Origin of the sequence: Sphingobium psychrophilum (genome assembly GCF_012927105.1) — a bacterium.
Taxonomy (GTDB): domain Bacteria; phylum Pseudomonadota; class Alphaproteobacteria; order Sphingomonadales; family Sphingomonadaceae; genus Sphingobium; species Sphingobium psychrophilum.
Window position 1 is genome coordinate 200959 of record NZ_JABBFV010000003.1, and the last position, 13988, is coordinate 214946.

Below are 13988 nucleotides of genomic sequence, written 5' to 3' on the forward strand. Positions count from 1 at the left end.
CCGCAGTTTCCTTTTTGGTCTTACTTCTCGGACAGGTCGATCTCGACATCCATGGACAGGCCGACGCGCAACGGATGCGCCGCCAGTTCCTTGGGGTCGAGCGCGATGCGCAGCGGCAGGCGCTGCACCACCTTGATCCAGTTGCCGGTCGCATTCTGCGCCGGGATCAGCGACATGGACGATCCGGTTCCGCCGGAAAAGCCGACGACCTTGCCATGATAGACGACGTCCCCGCCATACAGGTCGGACGTCACCTTGGCGGGCATGCCGACGGTCACGCCGCGCAACTGCTTTTCCTTGAAATTGGCGTCGACATAGACCTGGGCCAGCGGCACGATGCTCATGATCGGGCTACCCTGCGCCACGCGCTGCCCCACCTGCACCTGCCGCTTGGTGACGACGCCGTCGATCGGCGCGCGAATGATGGCACGGTCGAGATTGAGCTTCGCTGAATCCAGCTTCGCCTTCGCCACCATGACGCCCGGATCGCTGTCGACCGTCGATCCGCGCACCAGCGCATCATTGGCCGCCAATTGCCCGCTCGCCGCGCTGCGCGTCGCCTGCGCGGTCAAAACGCCGGCGCGCGCCAGGTCGAGCGCCGCCCGCGCGGCGGCATAGCCTTTGCGCGCACTGGTCACCTCATCGCCCGACACCGCGCCATCGCCAACCAGCGCCTCGCGCCGTTGCAGGTCGATCCGCGCCTTTTCAAAGTCGGCCTGCGCCGTCGCCAGCTGCGCGCGCGCCTGCACGATGTCGGCGCCGCGCGCATCCACCTGCGCCGCCAGCGACGTGCTGGTCGCGCTCGTCTGGCGGAACTTGCGCTTGGCTTCGGCCAGGTCGGCCTCCGCCTGCGCCACGGCGATCTGCGCGTCGGTGGGGTCCAGCTTCACCAATATGTCGCCGCGCTTGACCTGCTGGGTATCGCTGACCAGCACCTCGATCGCCTGCGCGGACATCAGCGGCGTCACCTGCGCCATTTCGGCGTTCACATAAGCATTGTCGGTGGCGACATGCGTGCGCCCGACCAGCATATACCAGGCACCCCACAGCAGTCCGCCGACAATGACGACCAGGCCAAGCCGGGTCAGCCATGTCTTGCGCGCCGACTGGCGGCCTTCCTGCTGCATGTCGTCGCTATCAGGCGCGGTGGTTTGCGGATTGGCGTCAGCCATGGGGTCGATCCTTGGACTGGAAGTCGCTGGCGGCAAAACCGCCGCCCAGCGCACGGATAAGGGCAATATCAGTGGAGAAGGCGCTCGCCTCCAACCCTGCAAGGGACTGGCGCGCGCCCAGCAACTGGTCCTCGACATTTAGTACGTCGAGGTAGGTGGACAGCCCGCCCTTGTAGCGCTTCTGCGCGATGCCATAGGCATCCTGCGACGCGGCGACCGCCGCGCGGGCATCCACCAGCCGCTGGTCCAGCGTCTTGCGCATGGTCACGGCGTCGGCAACCTCCTGATAGGCGGCCAGCACGGTCTTGTCATAGGACGCGACCGCCTCGTCATAAGTGGCGCGCGCGCCGCGATACTGGCCCTGCAACGCCCCGCCATGGAAGATTGGCAGGCTGAACGCCGGGCCGACCGTGCCGAACAGCGATCCCTTGTCGAACAGGCTGTTGATGAACGGCTTGGGCGTGCCGGTCGCCGACGTGCCGGTGAACACCGTGTCATAGCCCAGCGACTGCACGCCAATCAGCGCGCTCAGCCGCAGCGCCGGGAAGAAGTCGGCATGGGCCACCTTGATCCGCTTGGCCGCCGCCTCGGCGCGGGCCAGCGCGGCGGCGATGTCGGGACGGCGGGCGACCAGATTGGTGGTGACGTCGGCGGGCAGGCCCAGCGGCGCAAGCGCGCCGATCTTTGGCCGACCGATCGATAGACCGCGGTCCGGCCCCGCCCCGATCAGCGCCGCGATCTGATGCTGGCGCAGTTCGATCGCCATCGTCGCGGCGCTCAATTGCGCGCGCGCTGACGATACGGTGGCGTCCGCCTGCCGCACGCTGCCGCGCGTATCCAGCCCATTGCGCTGCCGGTCCGCGGCCAGCTTCTGGCTCGCCATGCGGATGTCCAGCGTCTGCCGGGCGATGTCCGCTTCGTCATGCAGCCGCGCCAGGTCGGCATAGGCGTCGGCTATTCCCGTCGTCAGCGCCAGCCGCGCCTGCTGCGCGTCGATCTGTGCCGCGCGCGTTTCGGACGTGGCGGCCGCCAGCGCCGCCTTGTTCCGGCCCCACAGGTCGAGGTCGAAGCCCATGTCCAGCGCTACGCGGCCGGTGCCCAGCCAGCCCTTCGGCACGAAATTCTGGGGCATGCCCATATTATAGCTTTGCTTGGTCGCAGCGCCGCTCGCTTCCAGATCGACCGACGGCAACAACGCCGCACCCGCCTGCTGCGCCATGCCTGCCGCCTTGCGGAAACGGGCGCTGGCGGCGGCGACGTCGGGCGACGCGCGCAGTCCTTCGGTGATCAGCGCCTCCAGCTGTGGATCGCCATAGGCGCTCCACCAGCCATCGCCCGGCCAGGCCACAGGCGCAGCCGCCAGGCTGCGTTCCGCCGCCACGCTGGCGGGGGTGCGCATCTCGGGCTTGGCGCCCAGATCGGGGACTGTGGCGCAGGCGGCCAGCAGCAGGATGGAAGACGCCATGCCGCCCGTGCGGGCGGCCAGGGCAATGCGACTCACGGACATATCAAACCGTACCACCTAGTATGAAAATTGCACTTGCCGCCCCCGCCTGGCCTTGTCAACTGAAATAGCGTACTCTATGGTACGATTTTATGACCCCCCCTGACACGCCCCTGATTCCCAGCAGAAGGGAAGTTCGTCGCAAGGATCGGCGCGACGCGATCCTGAGCGTGGCACAGGTTTATTTCCTCGAACATGGCTTCGCCGACACCACCATGTCGGGCATTGCGGCGGAACTGGGCGGGTCCAAGGGCACCTTATGGAAATATTTTCCATCGAAGGAAGCCCTGTTCGCCGCCGTGGTCGAGCGGGCGGCCAAAGCCTATCAGGGCCGACTCTCGCAAATCCTCGATCCCCATGGCTCGCTGGAGCCTACTTTGCAAAGCGCGTGCCGCAGCCTGATTGAGAAGGTTACTTCGCCCGACGCCAGCGCCCTGCATCGCCTGATCGTCGCCCAAGGACGCCGCTTTCCTGAACTCAGCAAGATTTTCTTCGACCTGGCACCGCAGAACACCCGGCTGTTGCTGGCCGACTTCCTGCACGGCGCAATGACGCGCGGGCAATTGCGGTCGGCCGACCCGATCGACGCCGCACGCGCACTATTGTCGCTGTCGCTGTCCGGTTGCCACCAACAGATGCTGATCGGCCGCATCGACCGTCCCGCGCCCAATGAAATCGCCGCCGACGCCGCCTTCGCCGTCGATATCTTCTTGCGCGCCTATGCGCCCCAATCCCGGCCCCAGCCGGACGCCGCAATCGTCTGACACCCTGCGCCATCCCCCATGATCAGCCGGGGTCTGGCCAATATCCGTCCGGGCACAGCGCATAGCCCCGCCCCTTGATCGTATGCAGCATCGCCACGGCAAAGCCACGATCCAGCTTGCCGCGCAGGCGCGACATATGCACCTCGACACTATTGGTGCCAGGATCGAAGTCCAGTTGCCAGACTGCGCGCAGCAATTCCGTCCGGCTCACCGCCTGCCCCGGCAGCCGCGCGAGATGGAGCAGCAGCGCATATTCCCGCGCGAGCAGCGGGATCGGCCGGCCGTTCCGCTCGACCCGCCGATCCACCAGCTTGATCGTCAACGCGCCCAGCCGAAGCCGGGGCTGTTCCGCATCGGCCAGGCGGATGATCCGCGCCACCGTCTCGGCCTCATGCATCCAGGGACCGACCACCTCCTGGACCCCCGCCTCCAGCGCGCGGGCGCGGGCGGCCGGATCGTCTATGCCCTGCCATAATATGGTCGCGTCGCCGACCCGCACCAGCGGCCACTTGTCCCGACCCGGCTGGATCGCCAGTTCCACTCCGCGCGCGCTCAGCGCCCTCGCGACCGGCGCGAAATCCGCCCCCATGCCATGGCATTCCACCCTTCTGCCCACAATCGGCCCGCCATGTTTTCGTCCTCTACATCCGACCCGTGGGGAGGGTTAAAAACAAGCCATTTCATGTCCGTTATGGATGTTTCGCAGCGCCGTCTCGCCCCCGTGGCGGATCAGCGGACTGCTGCTGCCCGTGCCCTGTTCGGCATGGCTGAGCCGCGCGGCGTCATCTTCCAGCGCTGCGCCGATGGCGCGCCAGGCGGTCCAGCGAATCGCGTCAACGGGATGCCCAGCGGCAAATTCATGCGCCAGGTCGATCGCATTGCCGCCGCCGCACCCGACCGCCAGTTCCAGCAGCAGTTGCGCGCTCGCCACCGTCATACATTGAGCGATCGCGCCGCGCGCCGTATCGAACCGATATTGCCGCCGCCACCCCTGATCGGGCGCACTGGCCAATATGTTGAGCGACACCGACAGCGACTCCGCCGGCAATTGCGCATGCACGTCGCGATTAGCGCGATAGAGCAGCATCCTGCCTTCCGACAGGCAACTGCGCTCGACGAAGCGCAACGCCACCATCTCTCCATCCGAACCGGCCACGCCGTCGGGATCATACTCATAATAGTCCGACGCATAGCCCGGCCCCAGATAGCCGATAGTCAGAAAGTCGAAACTATGGTCATGCGGCACATGATAAAGGAACGCCGACGCTCCACTCATCCGCACCACATGGTCGCGCTCCGCCGGCCAGAAGGCGGCGCGCAGCACATAGCGGTCGGTCGGAGGATGGAGCAGCAGCACTTGCGCCGAATAGGGATTGACCCGCCTCTGCCCGGCGCAGCGATCCTTCAACTCCGCCACCGCCAGGTCCGACAGGAAATCACGGTTGCGCGACAGCGCGCGCAGCATGGGCGCCGCCGCCGCCAGCCCCTCTTCGCATGTCGGGTCGAACGCCGCGCTCTCGCACCAGTCGATCAGCGCCTCCAGGTCGATGACCGCCTCGTCCTCCCGCGGCTCGATCAGGCGGGGCATGGCATGCCCTCCACCTGCCGCAACGTCCGCGTCGCCAGTCCGCGCACGACCGCATCGATCTCCCGCCCCGCCATCGCCCGCAGCGCCGGCAAGGCGCGCGCCGTGTCGAGCGCCAGATATTCCCGCATCACCGCCCAGCGCTGGCCCGGCAGCGGCGCGTCCAGCGCCTGCGCAAACTGGTCGGCGGCGTCGCGCCGGCCTTGCAGCCGCAGCAGCGACAACAGCATCAGCGCGCGGGCATGGCCTTCATCCGCCTGCGCGCTGGCGATCGTCCGTCCGTCGCTGCGATCATGGATGCGCGCCTGCACCGGCCCGGTCGGCGCTACTTGCGCGCGCAGCAGCATCAGCGGCGCGTCGGTCGGCCGCACCCACAGCGCCTCCCGCCGCTCGTCCAGTTCGATCGTTGCCCCCGCCGCACAGATCCGCGCGCCGGCCATCATCGCCCGCGCGCCCTCCAGCCGCCAGGCGTCGCCCGCCAACGGCCCGTTCAAAGGACGGCACAGGCTTACCCGCCCGGAAAAATGCACCCGTTCAGACGGTGCCTGCCCGCCATCCAGCAGGCTCGCGGTCAGCCATATTCGCTCAGTCCGCGCCAGCACCAGATGGCGCGCTCCCCCCTGCCGACTGGCGCGAAAGCCCGGCAAATGGCGGGGGTCGCCCGCCATCGCCTGTATTTCCTCGGCCAGCAGCGCGTCGAACCAGCCAATGTCCGACAGGAAAGGCCGGATCAGCGCCACCGCCCGGTCGATCGGCGCGGCCTCGGCCGTATCGACCGCCTCGGCCAGCGCCGCCGGGATCACGGCCGCACGATCACAGCGATCACCACGTCCATCACGCTGATTTCCAGCGCGTCGCGATCCTCCAGGCCGAACAGGCTGGCGCCGTCGTGCAGGTCTGCAATATCGTCGATGGCAAGCTGTGTGATCTGTTCAGGCATAATGACCTCCTCTTTCGCTGTCGGATGGAGGCTATGGCCCGCGCCGCGCCTGGACCAATTAAATCAAATTAATCGCTGATCCCCGCGTTAACCATTTCTTCGGGCGCGCTTCCTATCCTTTTCCTGGTCAGGCCAAAATCGGAAAAAGTGGGACGACATGCCGATCTTCAAGCGCAATCGCATCCGCCATGGCGAACAGGACGGCGCAGCCGAAACGTCGCGATCCCCGCGCCGCCTGCGCCTGCTTCTGGTCGATGAAAATCCGACTGCGCGCGCCGTCGTCGCCCGCCGCTTGTCGCATCTCAACTATGACGTGGTGCTGGCCGAAAACGGCTTCATCGCGCTTAATCTGCTCGTCACCCGCCCGGTCGACGTCATCCTGATCGACATGGGCCTGACGATGCTGCCGGCGGTCGCCACCATGCAGAAGATCCGCGCCGCCAATCTGGGCGGCAACGCCTGTTTCGTCATGATTGCCGGACGGCTCGACAGCCAGTCCACGGTAGAGGCGCTCGCCGCCGGGGCCGACGACCATGTCGTCAAACCCTTTGATTTCGACGTGCTCGACGCCCGCCTGCGCCATCTGTGCCAGCGCGCCGAACAGGTCGGCACCCTCACCCGCCACAATGCCGAACTCGACGCCCGCATCGCTCGCCGCGCGGTGGAACTGGGCGAAACCCGCGAAGCGCTGCGCGAAATGCAGCTCGACCGCGCCCGTCTCGTCTCCTCCATCCAGGCGCTGCATGACGAGGTTGAACGCCTCCACGCCGCTCAGGGCTGATCCATCTCCAGCCATAGCGACAAGCCTTCACCCGGCATTTCGGGCGGCCCATCAGCCATGATCCGCACCGCATCCGCCCGCGCCCGGTCCAATATCGCCGCGGCCACAACCGGATGATGATAGACGCAGTCCGCTTCGCCCAGCAGCCGCGCCGCCCGCAATGTCAGGTCGTCGGGATCGCCCGACCGCAACCGGATCACCTCCAGCCGCGACGGCGTCACTACGCCCTCCGCCGCCAGCCAGCCCGGCACGCCATCGACCGCCCCGTCGCGCAGCGGATCGATCGGCCCGCCAGGGGCCAGCCCGGCATCGATCGCCCGCCGCCGCTCAGCCGCATCCGGCCAGCGCGCCCGGATCGCCGCCCGCCCCGCAAACAGCGCCGTCGCCAGGTTGCCCAACCGCGCCGGCAGCATCGCCTCCAGCCGCTGCCGCAACGCCTTGGCCAGCCCCGCAGACGCCCCGCCAGTGCCGATCGCGATCAGCACCGGATCGCGGTCCACGATCGCCGGCAGGGTGAAGTCGCACAGGTCGGGCACATCGGTCGCGTTGACCAGCACGCCCCGCGCCCGCAGCCGCGCCACGGTCGCTGCGTCACCATCCGCCACGATCGCGATCCGCGCCGCCGCATCCTCTTCGCCCACCACGATCGCGCCCGCCCGCTCCAGCAGCCGGCGCTTGGCATCGGCCGCTTCGCCCTCGCCCGTCAATATGACCGGCCGGCCCGTCAGCCGCAAAAAGACGGGCAGGCTCTGCATCAGCGGCCGACCCAGTCGGGGATGATGTCGCCCTCGATCAGCGCCTCGATCGGCGGCCGTGCGCGCACCACCGCCCATTTGTCGCCAGACACCAACACTTCGGGCGTCAGCGGCCGGCTGTTATAGGTGCCCGCCATCGTCGCGCCATAAGCGCCCGCAGTCATGAAAGCGACCAGGTCGCCCGCCTGCACCACATCCATGTCGCGATGCATGGCGAAGGTATCGCCCGTCTCGCACACCGGACCCACCACATTGGCGGTTTCGCGCACACCCGCCGGCTTTACCGCGCGGATATCATGCCAGGCGTCATAGAGGCTCGGCCGCATCAGGTCGTTCATCGCTGCATCGACGATCACGAACGGTGCCTTTGCGCCCTGCTTCACCCGCACCACGCGCGACAGCAAAGCGCCCGCATTGCCCACGATCACCCGGCCCGGCTCGAACATCAACCGCACCGGCCAACCCTGCGTCACCCGGCACACCATCGCGCCATAGGCGGCGGGCGTGGGTGGCAAAGGCTGCGACGGATCATAGGGCACGCCGAGGCCGCCGCCCAGATCGGCGGTGCGAATGTCATGCCCCGCCGCCCGCAGCTTCTCGATCAGCACGCCGACCTTGGTGAAGGCGGCTTCCAGCGGCGCAAGGTCGGTTAGCTGGCTGCCGATATGCACGGCCACGCCCTGCACATCCAGCCCCGGCAGATCACGCGCCGCGGCATAGCTTTCCAGCGCCCGGTCATAGGGAATGCCGAACTTATTCTCGGACTTGCCGGTCGAAATCTTGGCATGCGTGCCCGCATCGACATCGGGATTGATGCGATAGGCTACGGCCGCGCGCTTCCCCATCGACAGCGCGACCGCCGACAGCATCTCGGCTTCCGGCTCGCTCTCCAGATTGAACTGGTAGATGCCCTTTTCCAGCGCCAGCCGCATTTCCTGCGCGGTCTTGCCGACGCCAGAAAAGACGATGCGGTCGGCCGGGATGCCCGCCGCGATCGCGCGCAGCAACTCGCCGCCCGACACCACATCCGCGCCCAGGCCGAGTTTTCCCAGCGTCGCCAGCACGGCGGCATTGGGATTGGCCTTGACCGCAAAGGCGATCAGCGGATTTTCCAGCGCGCTCAGCCCGTCGCGAAACACGCTGACATGGCGCTCCAGCGTCGCGGTGGAATAGACATAGACGGGCGTGCCGACCGCATCGGCAATCACGTCCAACGGCACCTGCTCCACCTGCATGGCGCCGTTCACATAGTCAAAATGGTCCAACTTTGCGTCCTTAAAAGCTTATTGCGGCCGCTTTTCAGGCGGCAGGTCGAACGGATCGTCGGCCCTTTGCCGGGATTGCGTCAGCAATTCGACATTGCGCTGCGGCCGCGCCTGGATGGATGGCGTCATCAACTCCGTCGATGTCGGCGCCGTCGCCGCCCCGGTCGGCACCGCGGCCACATTCTGCCCGGTAACGGGTTTCAACGGCTGACGCCCGCCGCATCCGGCCAGCGCCAGCGCGATCATGGACAGGCCAGCCAGCGTCCGTGTCTTCATGATCCCAGCTCCTCTTTCGCCTGCGCTATCCGCGCCCTTACCTGCGACGGGGCCGTGCCGCCATGGCTCTGGCGACTGGCGACCGACGCATCGACCGTCAGCACCGCATAGACCCGCTCGTCGATCCGCGCGTCGATCTCTTTCAGCGTCGCGATCGGCAACTGGTCCATCGGCACCGCCGCCGCCTCCGCCGCCGCCACCGCGCGCCCGGTGATATGATGCGCCTCGCGGAAGGGGATGCCCCCTTCCCGCACCAGCCAATCAGCCAGGTCGGTCGCGGTCGCAAAGCCGCTTTCGGCCAGGCCCCGCATCCGGTCGGTGCGGAACGTCACCGTCTCGACCATCCCGGTCATCGCCGCGATCGATAGCGCCAGCAGGTCGTGCGCCTCGAACACCGGCGGCTTGTCGTCCTGCATATCCTTGGAATAGGCGAGCGGCAGCCCCTTCATCGTCACGCACAACGCCGTCATGCACCCCATGATGCGCCCGGCATGGCCACGCACCAGCTCGGCCGCATCGGGATTGCGCTTCTGCGGCATGATCGAGCTGCCGGTCGAATAGGCGTCGGGCAGTTTCACGAAGCCGAAGGGCTGGCTCGCCCAGATGATGAACTCCTCGGCCAGCCGCGACAGATGCAGCGACGCCTGCGTCGCCGCCATCAGATAATCGAGCGCGAAGTCGCGATCGCTCACGCTGTCCAGGCTGTTGTCGGTCGGCTTGGCGAAACCCAGAGCCGCCGCCGTCGCATGGCGATCGGTCGGGAATCCGGTCCCCGCCAGCGCCGCCGCGCCCAGCGGACATTCGTTCAGCCGCACGCGCGCATCGGCAAAGCGGCTGCGGTCGCGCCGCACCATTTCATAATAGGCCATCAGATGATGCCCCAGCGTCACCGGCTGCGCCGACTGCAAATGGGTAAAGCCCGGCATCACCGCATCGGCATTCTCTTCCGCCCGCGTCACCAGCGCGCGTTGCAGACTCAGCAAGCCCGCCTCGACCTCGTCGATCGCATCGCGCACCCACAGGCGGAAATCGGTCGCCACCTGGTCGTTGCGGCTGCGCGCCGTGTGCAGCCGCCCCGCCACTGGCCCGATCAGCTCGGCGAGCCGCGACTCGGTGACCATATGAATGTCTTCCAGGTCCAGATTCACCGGTACGCCGTTCGCTTCATATTCGGCCGCGATCCGGTTCAAACCCTCGGTGATCGCCTGCGCATCCTCGCCCTCGACGATGCCTTGCTGGGCCAGCATCGCGACATGCGCCTTGGACCCGGCGATATCCTGTTTCCACAATCGCTTGTCGAAGGGGATGGAGGCATTTATCTCACGCATGATCGATGCCGGGCCGGCGGCGAACCGGCCGCCCCACATGCTGTTGGAGCCTGCTTCCGTGATATCGTCATTCCGCGCGCTAATGATACTGCTCCTGCCTGCCGCTCTGGCGGCTTGCGATAGGCAATCGCCGCCTAAGGAGCAAGCCAATGCCGCCCTCCCCGGCGAGGTTCCGGCGACGACGGGCGAAGCCACCGGCGGTGCCACGAAGAAGGATGGCGCCTTCGACTATCGGCTCGACCGCAGCAAGGCGGGCACGCCAGCCCCCGACTTCGCCTTCCAAGACCCGCAAGGCGGCGAAAAGACGTTGCAGGATTTCGCGGGCAAGCCGCTGCTGGTCAATCTCTGGGCGACCTGGTGCGCGCCCTGCATCGCGGAAATGCCCACGCTGGACCGGATCGCGGCGACCTACGGTCCCAAGGGGCTGGCCGTCCTCACCATCTCGCAGGACAATCAGGGACTGAAAGCCGCCATGCCCTTCTTCGCCAAACATGACCTGCCCCATCTCAAGGGCTGGGCCGACCCGGAAAACCAGTTCGGCTTCCACTATGCCACCGGCCTGCTGCCCACCACCGTCATCTATGACCGCCAAGGCAAGGAAATGGTGCGGGTGATCGGCGCGATGGACTGGAAAGGGCCGGAGGCGAAGGCGTTGATCGACGCGGCGATGGCGTCTTGATCAATAAGAGGGACCGATAACGAACCAGAGTCAAAAACCCGCCATGCCAGTTGATTGCAAACTGGCGTGGCGGTGATGCACAGTTGTCACTTGTCCACCGTCCGATCCCGATAATATTCTCAAACGCTTTTGTCATGGAAACAATTGAGAAATATTGCGTTTTAGCGCATTTTTTTGCACTGCAATAGAGGATTGCTACAGCCCGTCCGTCATCCCCCTTGTCATCATAAATGCAAAAACAGGGGGCATGAATGACGCGACTGTCCGCGCTCAAACTTTCACTTATTCTCGCTTCGTCCTGGTCCGCCTGCGCCATCGCGCAGGACGCACCCCAGGAACCACAGACCGATGAAGGTGCCGCCATCATCGTCACCGGCACCCGCGCCGTCGGCATTTCAGCCGCCGAATCTGCCGCGCCGGTTCAGGTATTGAGCGAAGAAGCCATCAGCCATGTCGGCCAGCCGAACCTCAACCAGGTTCTGACCCAGATGGTGCCGGGCTTCACCGCCCAGACCCAGGGCACCGATCTGTCCAGCTTCTCGCTGTCGGCCCGCCTGCGCGGCCTCAGCCCCAACCACACGCTGATCCTGGTCAATGGCAAGCGCCGCCACGGCAACGCCATTCTTCAGGTCATCTCCGGCGCGTTCCAGGGTTCGGCCGCGCCCAGCATCGACGTCATCCCGCCTGACGCCATTTCGCGCGTCGAAGTGTTGCAGGAAGGCGCAGCGGCCGTTTACGGCACCGACGCGATCGCGGGCGTCTTGAACTTCATCCTCAAGGACCAGACCGACGGCGGCACGTTCAAGGTCACCGGCGGCCAATATTATGACAGCGAGGGCGAACTTTTCTCCGCCTCCGGTAATGTCGGCTTCAAACTGGGCGAGGACGGCTTCTTCAACCTGACCCTGTTCCATCGCCGCCAGGATTACACCACCGTCGGCAAGGGCCAGGTTCTGGTGACCAAGCAGGACGGTACGTTACAATCCAATGCGCCTGCCCAATGGTCGAACCTGACCGGCGACGCGCTGTCGGGCATCAACGGCGGCCAGCCCAAGACCAACCTCAACGTCGCCTTCTACAATATGGGTTATGATTTCGGCGGCGTCGAACTTTACAGCTTCGGCGACTATAGCCGCCGTGAAGGCTGGGCCAAGCAGGGTTACCGCCATCCCAAGCGGATCTGCTACGAAGCCGGCAACACGGGCGGCAACGTCACCTCGGCCGCCTATGATCCCAGCATCTGCTATGGCGACACCGGCGTCGTCGGCATGGTCCCGCTCCAGCATGTGATCGAAAACGAATATAGCTTCACCGTTGGTGTCAAAGGCGAATTTGGCGGCGGCTGGAACTATGACGTGTCCGGCACCTATGGGTCGCAAAAGGACGATATCTGGACCGAAGCGTCGGCCCATCGCGAAATCTGGCAGGAAAGTTACCAGAATCAGCTGCGCGGCATCGGCGTCGCCAACACGCCGGACAGCGCCTATGATGGCGGTTTCAAGCTCGCCCAGACGACGTTGACCACCGACATCCGCAAGGAATTTGACGTCGGCATGGCGACGCCGATCACGATGGCGTTCGGTGGCGAATATCGCAAGGATGAGTATGAAATCATCGCTGGTGATTCCATCTCGACCTACAAGACCGGCGTTCAGTCCTTCCCCGGTTACAAGGCGAGCGACGCTGGCGAATTTCAGCGTAGCTCCAAGGCCGGCTACCTCAACTTCATCGTCAAGCCGACCGATGCCTGGAGCGTCGATCTTGCGGGCCGTTACGAAGACTATACCGATTTCGGCGACACGCTGATCGGCAAGGTCACGACCCGCTACGACTTCTCCGACGCCTTCGCCATCCGCGGCACCGCCAGCACGGGCTTCCGTGCGCCGACGCTGCAGGAACAGAAATATTCGACCATCAACGTCGGCCCGACCAGCGCCATCGCACAGCTTCCCGCCGGGTCGCCTGCCGCAGCATTGCTGGGCTTCGATTCGCTGAAGCCTGAAAAGTCGAAGAACTTCTCGGCCGGCTTCGTGGTTCGTCCAACCAACAAGCTGACCGTCACGGTCGATGGTTATCTGATCAAGATCAAGGATCGGATCACCGGCACCGCGGCCCGCAACGCCGTCCTCAACGGCGTGGCGCAGCCCGGCGGCGCGGACATTCTGACCGCCCTCAACGCCGCGGGCATCGTCCTCGACAGTGCTTTGTTCACTAACGGCACGATCGGCGTGCAGAGCTTCACCAACGCCGTCGATACCCGCACCTGGGGCATCGACTTCTCGGCCAGCTATCCGGTCGCGCTGGACTTTGGTCAGCTCAACCTGTCGCTGACCGCCAACTATAACAAGACGAAGATCACCAACAACAAGCTGGGCTATCCGCTGTTCAACGCCGCATCGGAAAGCAATATCGAACGCGCCAGCCCGGACTATAAGGTCGTTGCCAACGCTCTGTTCAAAAGCGGCCGTTTCGCCGTCAACCTGCGCGAAACCTTCTACGGCAAGACCAGCGTCCTGGTGCGTCCGGCCTTCACCACGTCGGCCAACGGATCGATCGTGATCCCCGAAGGCGGTTTCCTGATCGCCGACGGCTCTCTGGTGAACGGGGTAAACGCCAACCAGCTCTACTTCAACGGCGTGGCCAAGGCAGCGGCCATCACCGACCTGGAGGTGAACTACGACTTTACCGACAATGTCACCTTCTCGCTGGGCGCCAACAATCTGTTTAACAAGAAGCCGGAAATCCCCAAGCTTCTGAAGGGCGTGGTCGTGCCGACCGGCGTGTCGCCCTATGAAAACGGCTCTGGCTCCTACAGCGCCTCCTACGGCCACAGCGCCTACAGCACGTCGGGCGGCTATTATTACGCCCGCATCGACTTCAAATTCTGATCGAAGTCACGAGGGAAGGGCCGGTCCGGCAAGGACCGGCCCTTTTTCTTA

Annotated in this window: 14 protein-coding genes; 4 read left to right on the forward strand and 10 right to left on the reverse strand. The window is 65.5% G+C overall.

Annotated elements, in window-relative coordinates:
- Positions 1-20 precede the first annotated feature (20 nt).
- Both HHL08_RS05990 and HHL08_RS05995 read right to left on the reverse strand, forming a co-directional pair.
- Positions 21-1172 (reverse strand): EmrA/EmrK family multidrug efflux transporter periplasmic adaptor subunit, encoded by a 1152-nt coding sequence (locus HHL08_RS05990; RefSeq protein WP_169571572.1) that lies wholly within the window; start codon positions 1170-1172, stop codon positions 21-23.
- A complete protein-coding gene (locus tag HHL08_RS05995) occupies positions 1165-2679 on the reverse strand; it encodes an efflux transporter outer membrane subunit (RefSeq protein ID WP_169571573.1) in 1515 nt (504 codons plus the stop codon). The genes HHL08_RS05990 and HHL08_RS05995 overlap by 8 nt, the downstream gene beginning before the upstream one ends.
- 89 nt (positions 2680-2768) lie before the next feature.
- Here HHL08_RS05995 and HHL08_RS06000 point away from each other — a divergent pair, with 89 nt between their 5' ends.
- On the forward strand, positions 2769-3440 hold the full coding sequence (locus HHL08_RS06000; protein WP_169571574.1) for a TetR/AcrR family transcriptional regulator: 672 nt from the start codon (positions 2769-2771) through the stop codon (positions 3438-3440).
- 22 nt (positions 3441-3462) lie between these two features.
- On the opposite strand, the gene HHL08_RS06005 is transcribed toward HHL08_RS06000, so the two are convergent.
- From HHL08_RS06005 to HHL08_RS06020, 4 genes are all read right to left on the reverse strand, one after another.
- Positions 3463-4029, reverse strand: a complete 567-nt coding sequence (locus HHL08_RS06005; protein ID WP_169571575.1) for a winged helix-turn-helix domain-containing protein — start codon at positions 4027-4029, stop codon at positions 3463-3465.
- Between the two features lie 75 nt (positions 4030-4104).
- Positions 4105-5028, reverse strand: a complete 924-nt coding sequence (locus tag HHL08_RS06010) for a transposase (protein ID WP_169571576.1) — start codon at positions 5026-5028, stop codon at positions 4105-4107.
- Entirely contained in the window at positions 5016-5828 is an 813-nt protein-coding gene (locus tag HHL08_RS06015) for a hypothetical protein (protein ID WP_328804580.1), read from the reverse strand. The genes HHL08_RS06010 and HHL08_RS06015 overlap by 13 nt, the downstream gene beginning before the upstream one ends.
- Positions 5825-5965, reverse strand: coding sequence for a hypothetical protein (locus tag HHL08_RS06020; protein ID WP_169571577.1), 141 nt, complete (start codon positions 5963-5965; stop codon positions 5825-5827). Before HHL08_RS06020 ends, HHL08_RS06015 begins: the two co-directional genes overlap by 4 nt.
- A 157-nt stretch (positions 5966-6122) precedes the next feature.
- Here HHL08_RS06020 and HHL08_RS06025 point away from each other — a divergent pair, with 157 nt between their 5' ends.
- Positions 6123-6746, forward strand: a complete 624-nt coding sequence (locus HHL08_RS06025) for a response regulator transcription factor (protein ID WP_169571578.1) — start codon at positions 6123-6125, stop codon at positions 6744-6746.
- On the opposite strand, the gene HHL08_RS06030 is transcribed toward HHL08_RS06025, so the two are convergent.
- Genes HHL08_RS06030 through argH form a run of 4 tightly spaced genes read right to left on the reverse strand, consistent with a single transcriptional unit; the run spans position 6737 to position 10409 of the window.
- A complete protein-coding gene (locus tag HHL08_RS06030) occupies positions 6737-7501 on the reverse strand; it encodes a precorrin-2 dehydrogenase/sirohydrochlorin ferrochelatase family protein (protein ID WP_169571579.1) in 765 nt (254 codons plus the stop codon). The two genes, HHL08_RS06025 and HHL08_RS06030, sit on opposite strands and share 10 nt — an antisense overlap.
- On the reverse strand, positions 7501-8766 hold the full coding sequence (lysA, locus tag HHL08_RS06035; protein WP_169571580.1) for a diaminopimelate decarboxylase: 1266 nt from the start codon (positions 8764-8766) through the stop codon (positions 7501-7503). Before lysA ends, HHL08_RS06030 begins: the two co-directional genes overlap by 1 nt.
- 18 nt (positions 8767-8784) lie before the next feature.
- The gene (locus HHL08_RS06040) at positions 8785-9042 is read right to left on the reverse strand and encodes a hypothetical protein (RefSeq protein WP_169571581.1); all 258 of its coding nucleotides are present in this window, start codon (positions 9040-9042) and stop codon (positions 8785-8787) included.
- Positions 9039-10409: an argininosuccinate lyase gene (gene argH, locus HHL08_RS06045; RefSeq protein ID WP_169571582.1), complete on the reverse strand. Its 1371-nt coding sequence runs from the start codon at positions 10407-10409 to the stop codon at positions 9039-9041. Before argH ends, HHL08_RS06040 begins: the two co-directional genes overlap by 4 nt.
- A 43-nt stretch (positions 10410-10452) precedes the next feature.
- Here argH and HHL08_RS06050 point away from each other — a divergent pair, with 43 nt between their 5' ends.
- Both HHL08_RS06050 and HHL08_RS06055 read left to right on the forward strand, forming a co-directional pair.
- Entirely contained in the window at positions 10453-11049 is a 597-nt protein-coding gene (locus tag HHL08_RS06050) for a TlpA family protein disulfide reductase (RefSeq protein WP_169571583.1), read from the forward strand.
- 251 nt (positions 11050-11300) lie between these two features.
- Complete coding sequence (locus HHL08_RS06055; RefSeq protein ID WP_169571584.1) at positions 11301-13937, forward strand: TonB-dependent receptor plug domain-containing protein; 2637 nt, start codon at positions 11301-11303, stop codon at positions 13935-13937.
- The last annotated feature ends 51 nt before the right edge of the window (positions 13938-13988 follow it).

What these genes read in the sequence shown, in the direction of transcription:
- HHL08_RS05990 (WP_169571572.1), bottom strand. Translation starts at nt 1,172, where the DNA reads ATGGCTGACGCCAATCCGCAAACCACCGCGCCTGATAGCGACGACATG.
- HHL08_RS06000 (WP_169571574.1), top strand. Translation starts at nt 2,769, where the DNA reads ATGACCCCCCCTGACACGCCCCTGATTCCCAGCAGAAGGGAAGTTCGT.
- HHL08_RS06030 (WP_169571579.1), bottom strand. Translation starts at nt 7,501, where the DNA reads ATGCAGAGCCTGCCCGTCTTTTTGCGGCTGACGGGCCGGCCGGTCATA.
- HHL08_RS06025 (WP_169571578.1), top strand. Translation starts at nt 6,123, where the DNA reads ATGCCGATCTTCAAGCGCAATCGCATCCGCCATGGCGAACAGGACGGC.
- argH (WP_169571582.1), bottom strand. Translation starts at nt 10,409, where the DNA reads ATGTGGGGCGGCCGGTTCGCCGCCGGCCCGGCATCGATCATGCGTGAG.
- HHL08_RS06055 (WP_169571584.1), top strand. Translation starts at nt 11,301, where the DNA reads ATGACGCGACTGTCCGCGCTCAAACTTTCACTTATTCTCGCTTCGTCC.
- HHL08_RS05995 (WP_169571573.1), bottom strand. Translation starts at nt 2,679, where the DNA reads ATGTCCGTGAGTCGCATTGCCCTGGCCGCCCGCACGGGCGGCATGGCG.
- HHL08_RS06020 (WP_169571577.1), bottom strand. Translation starts at nt 5,965, where the DNA reads ATGCCTGAACAGATCACACAGCTTGCCATCGACGATATTGCAGACCTG.
- HHL08_RS06010 (WP_169571576.1), bottom strand. Translation starts at nt 5,028, where the DNA reads ATGCCCCGCCTGATCGAGCCGCGGGAGGACGAGGCGGTCATCGACCTG.
- HHL08_RS06050 (WP_169571583.1), top strand. Translation starts at nt 10,453, where the DNA reads ATGATACTGCTCCTGCCTGCCGCTCTGGCGGCTTGCGATAGGCAATCG.
- HHL08_RS06005 (WP_169571575.1), bottom strand. Translation starts at nt 4,029, where the DNA reads ATGGGGGCGGATTTCGCGCCGGTCGCGAGGGCGCTGAGCGCGCGCGGA.
- HHL08_RS06040 (WP_169571581.1), bottom strand. Translation starts at nt 9,042, where the DNA reads ATGAAGACACGGACGCTGGCTGGCCTGTCCATGATCGCGCTGGCGCTG.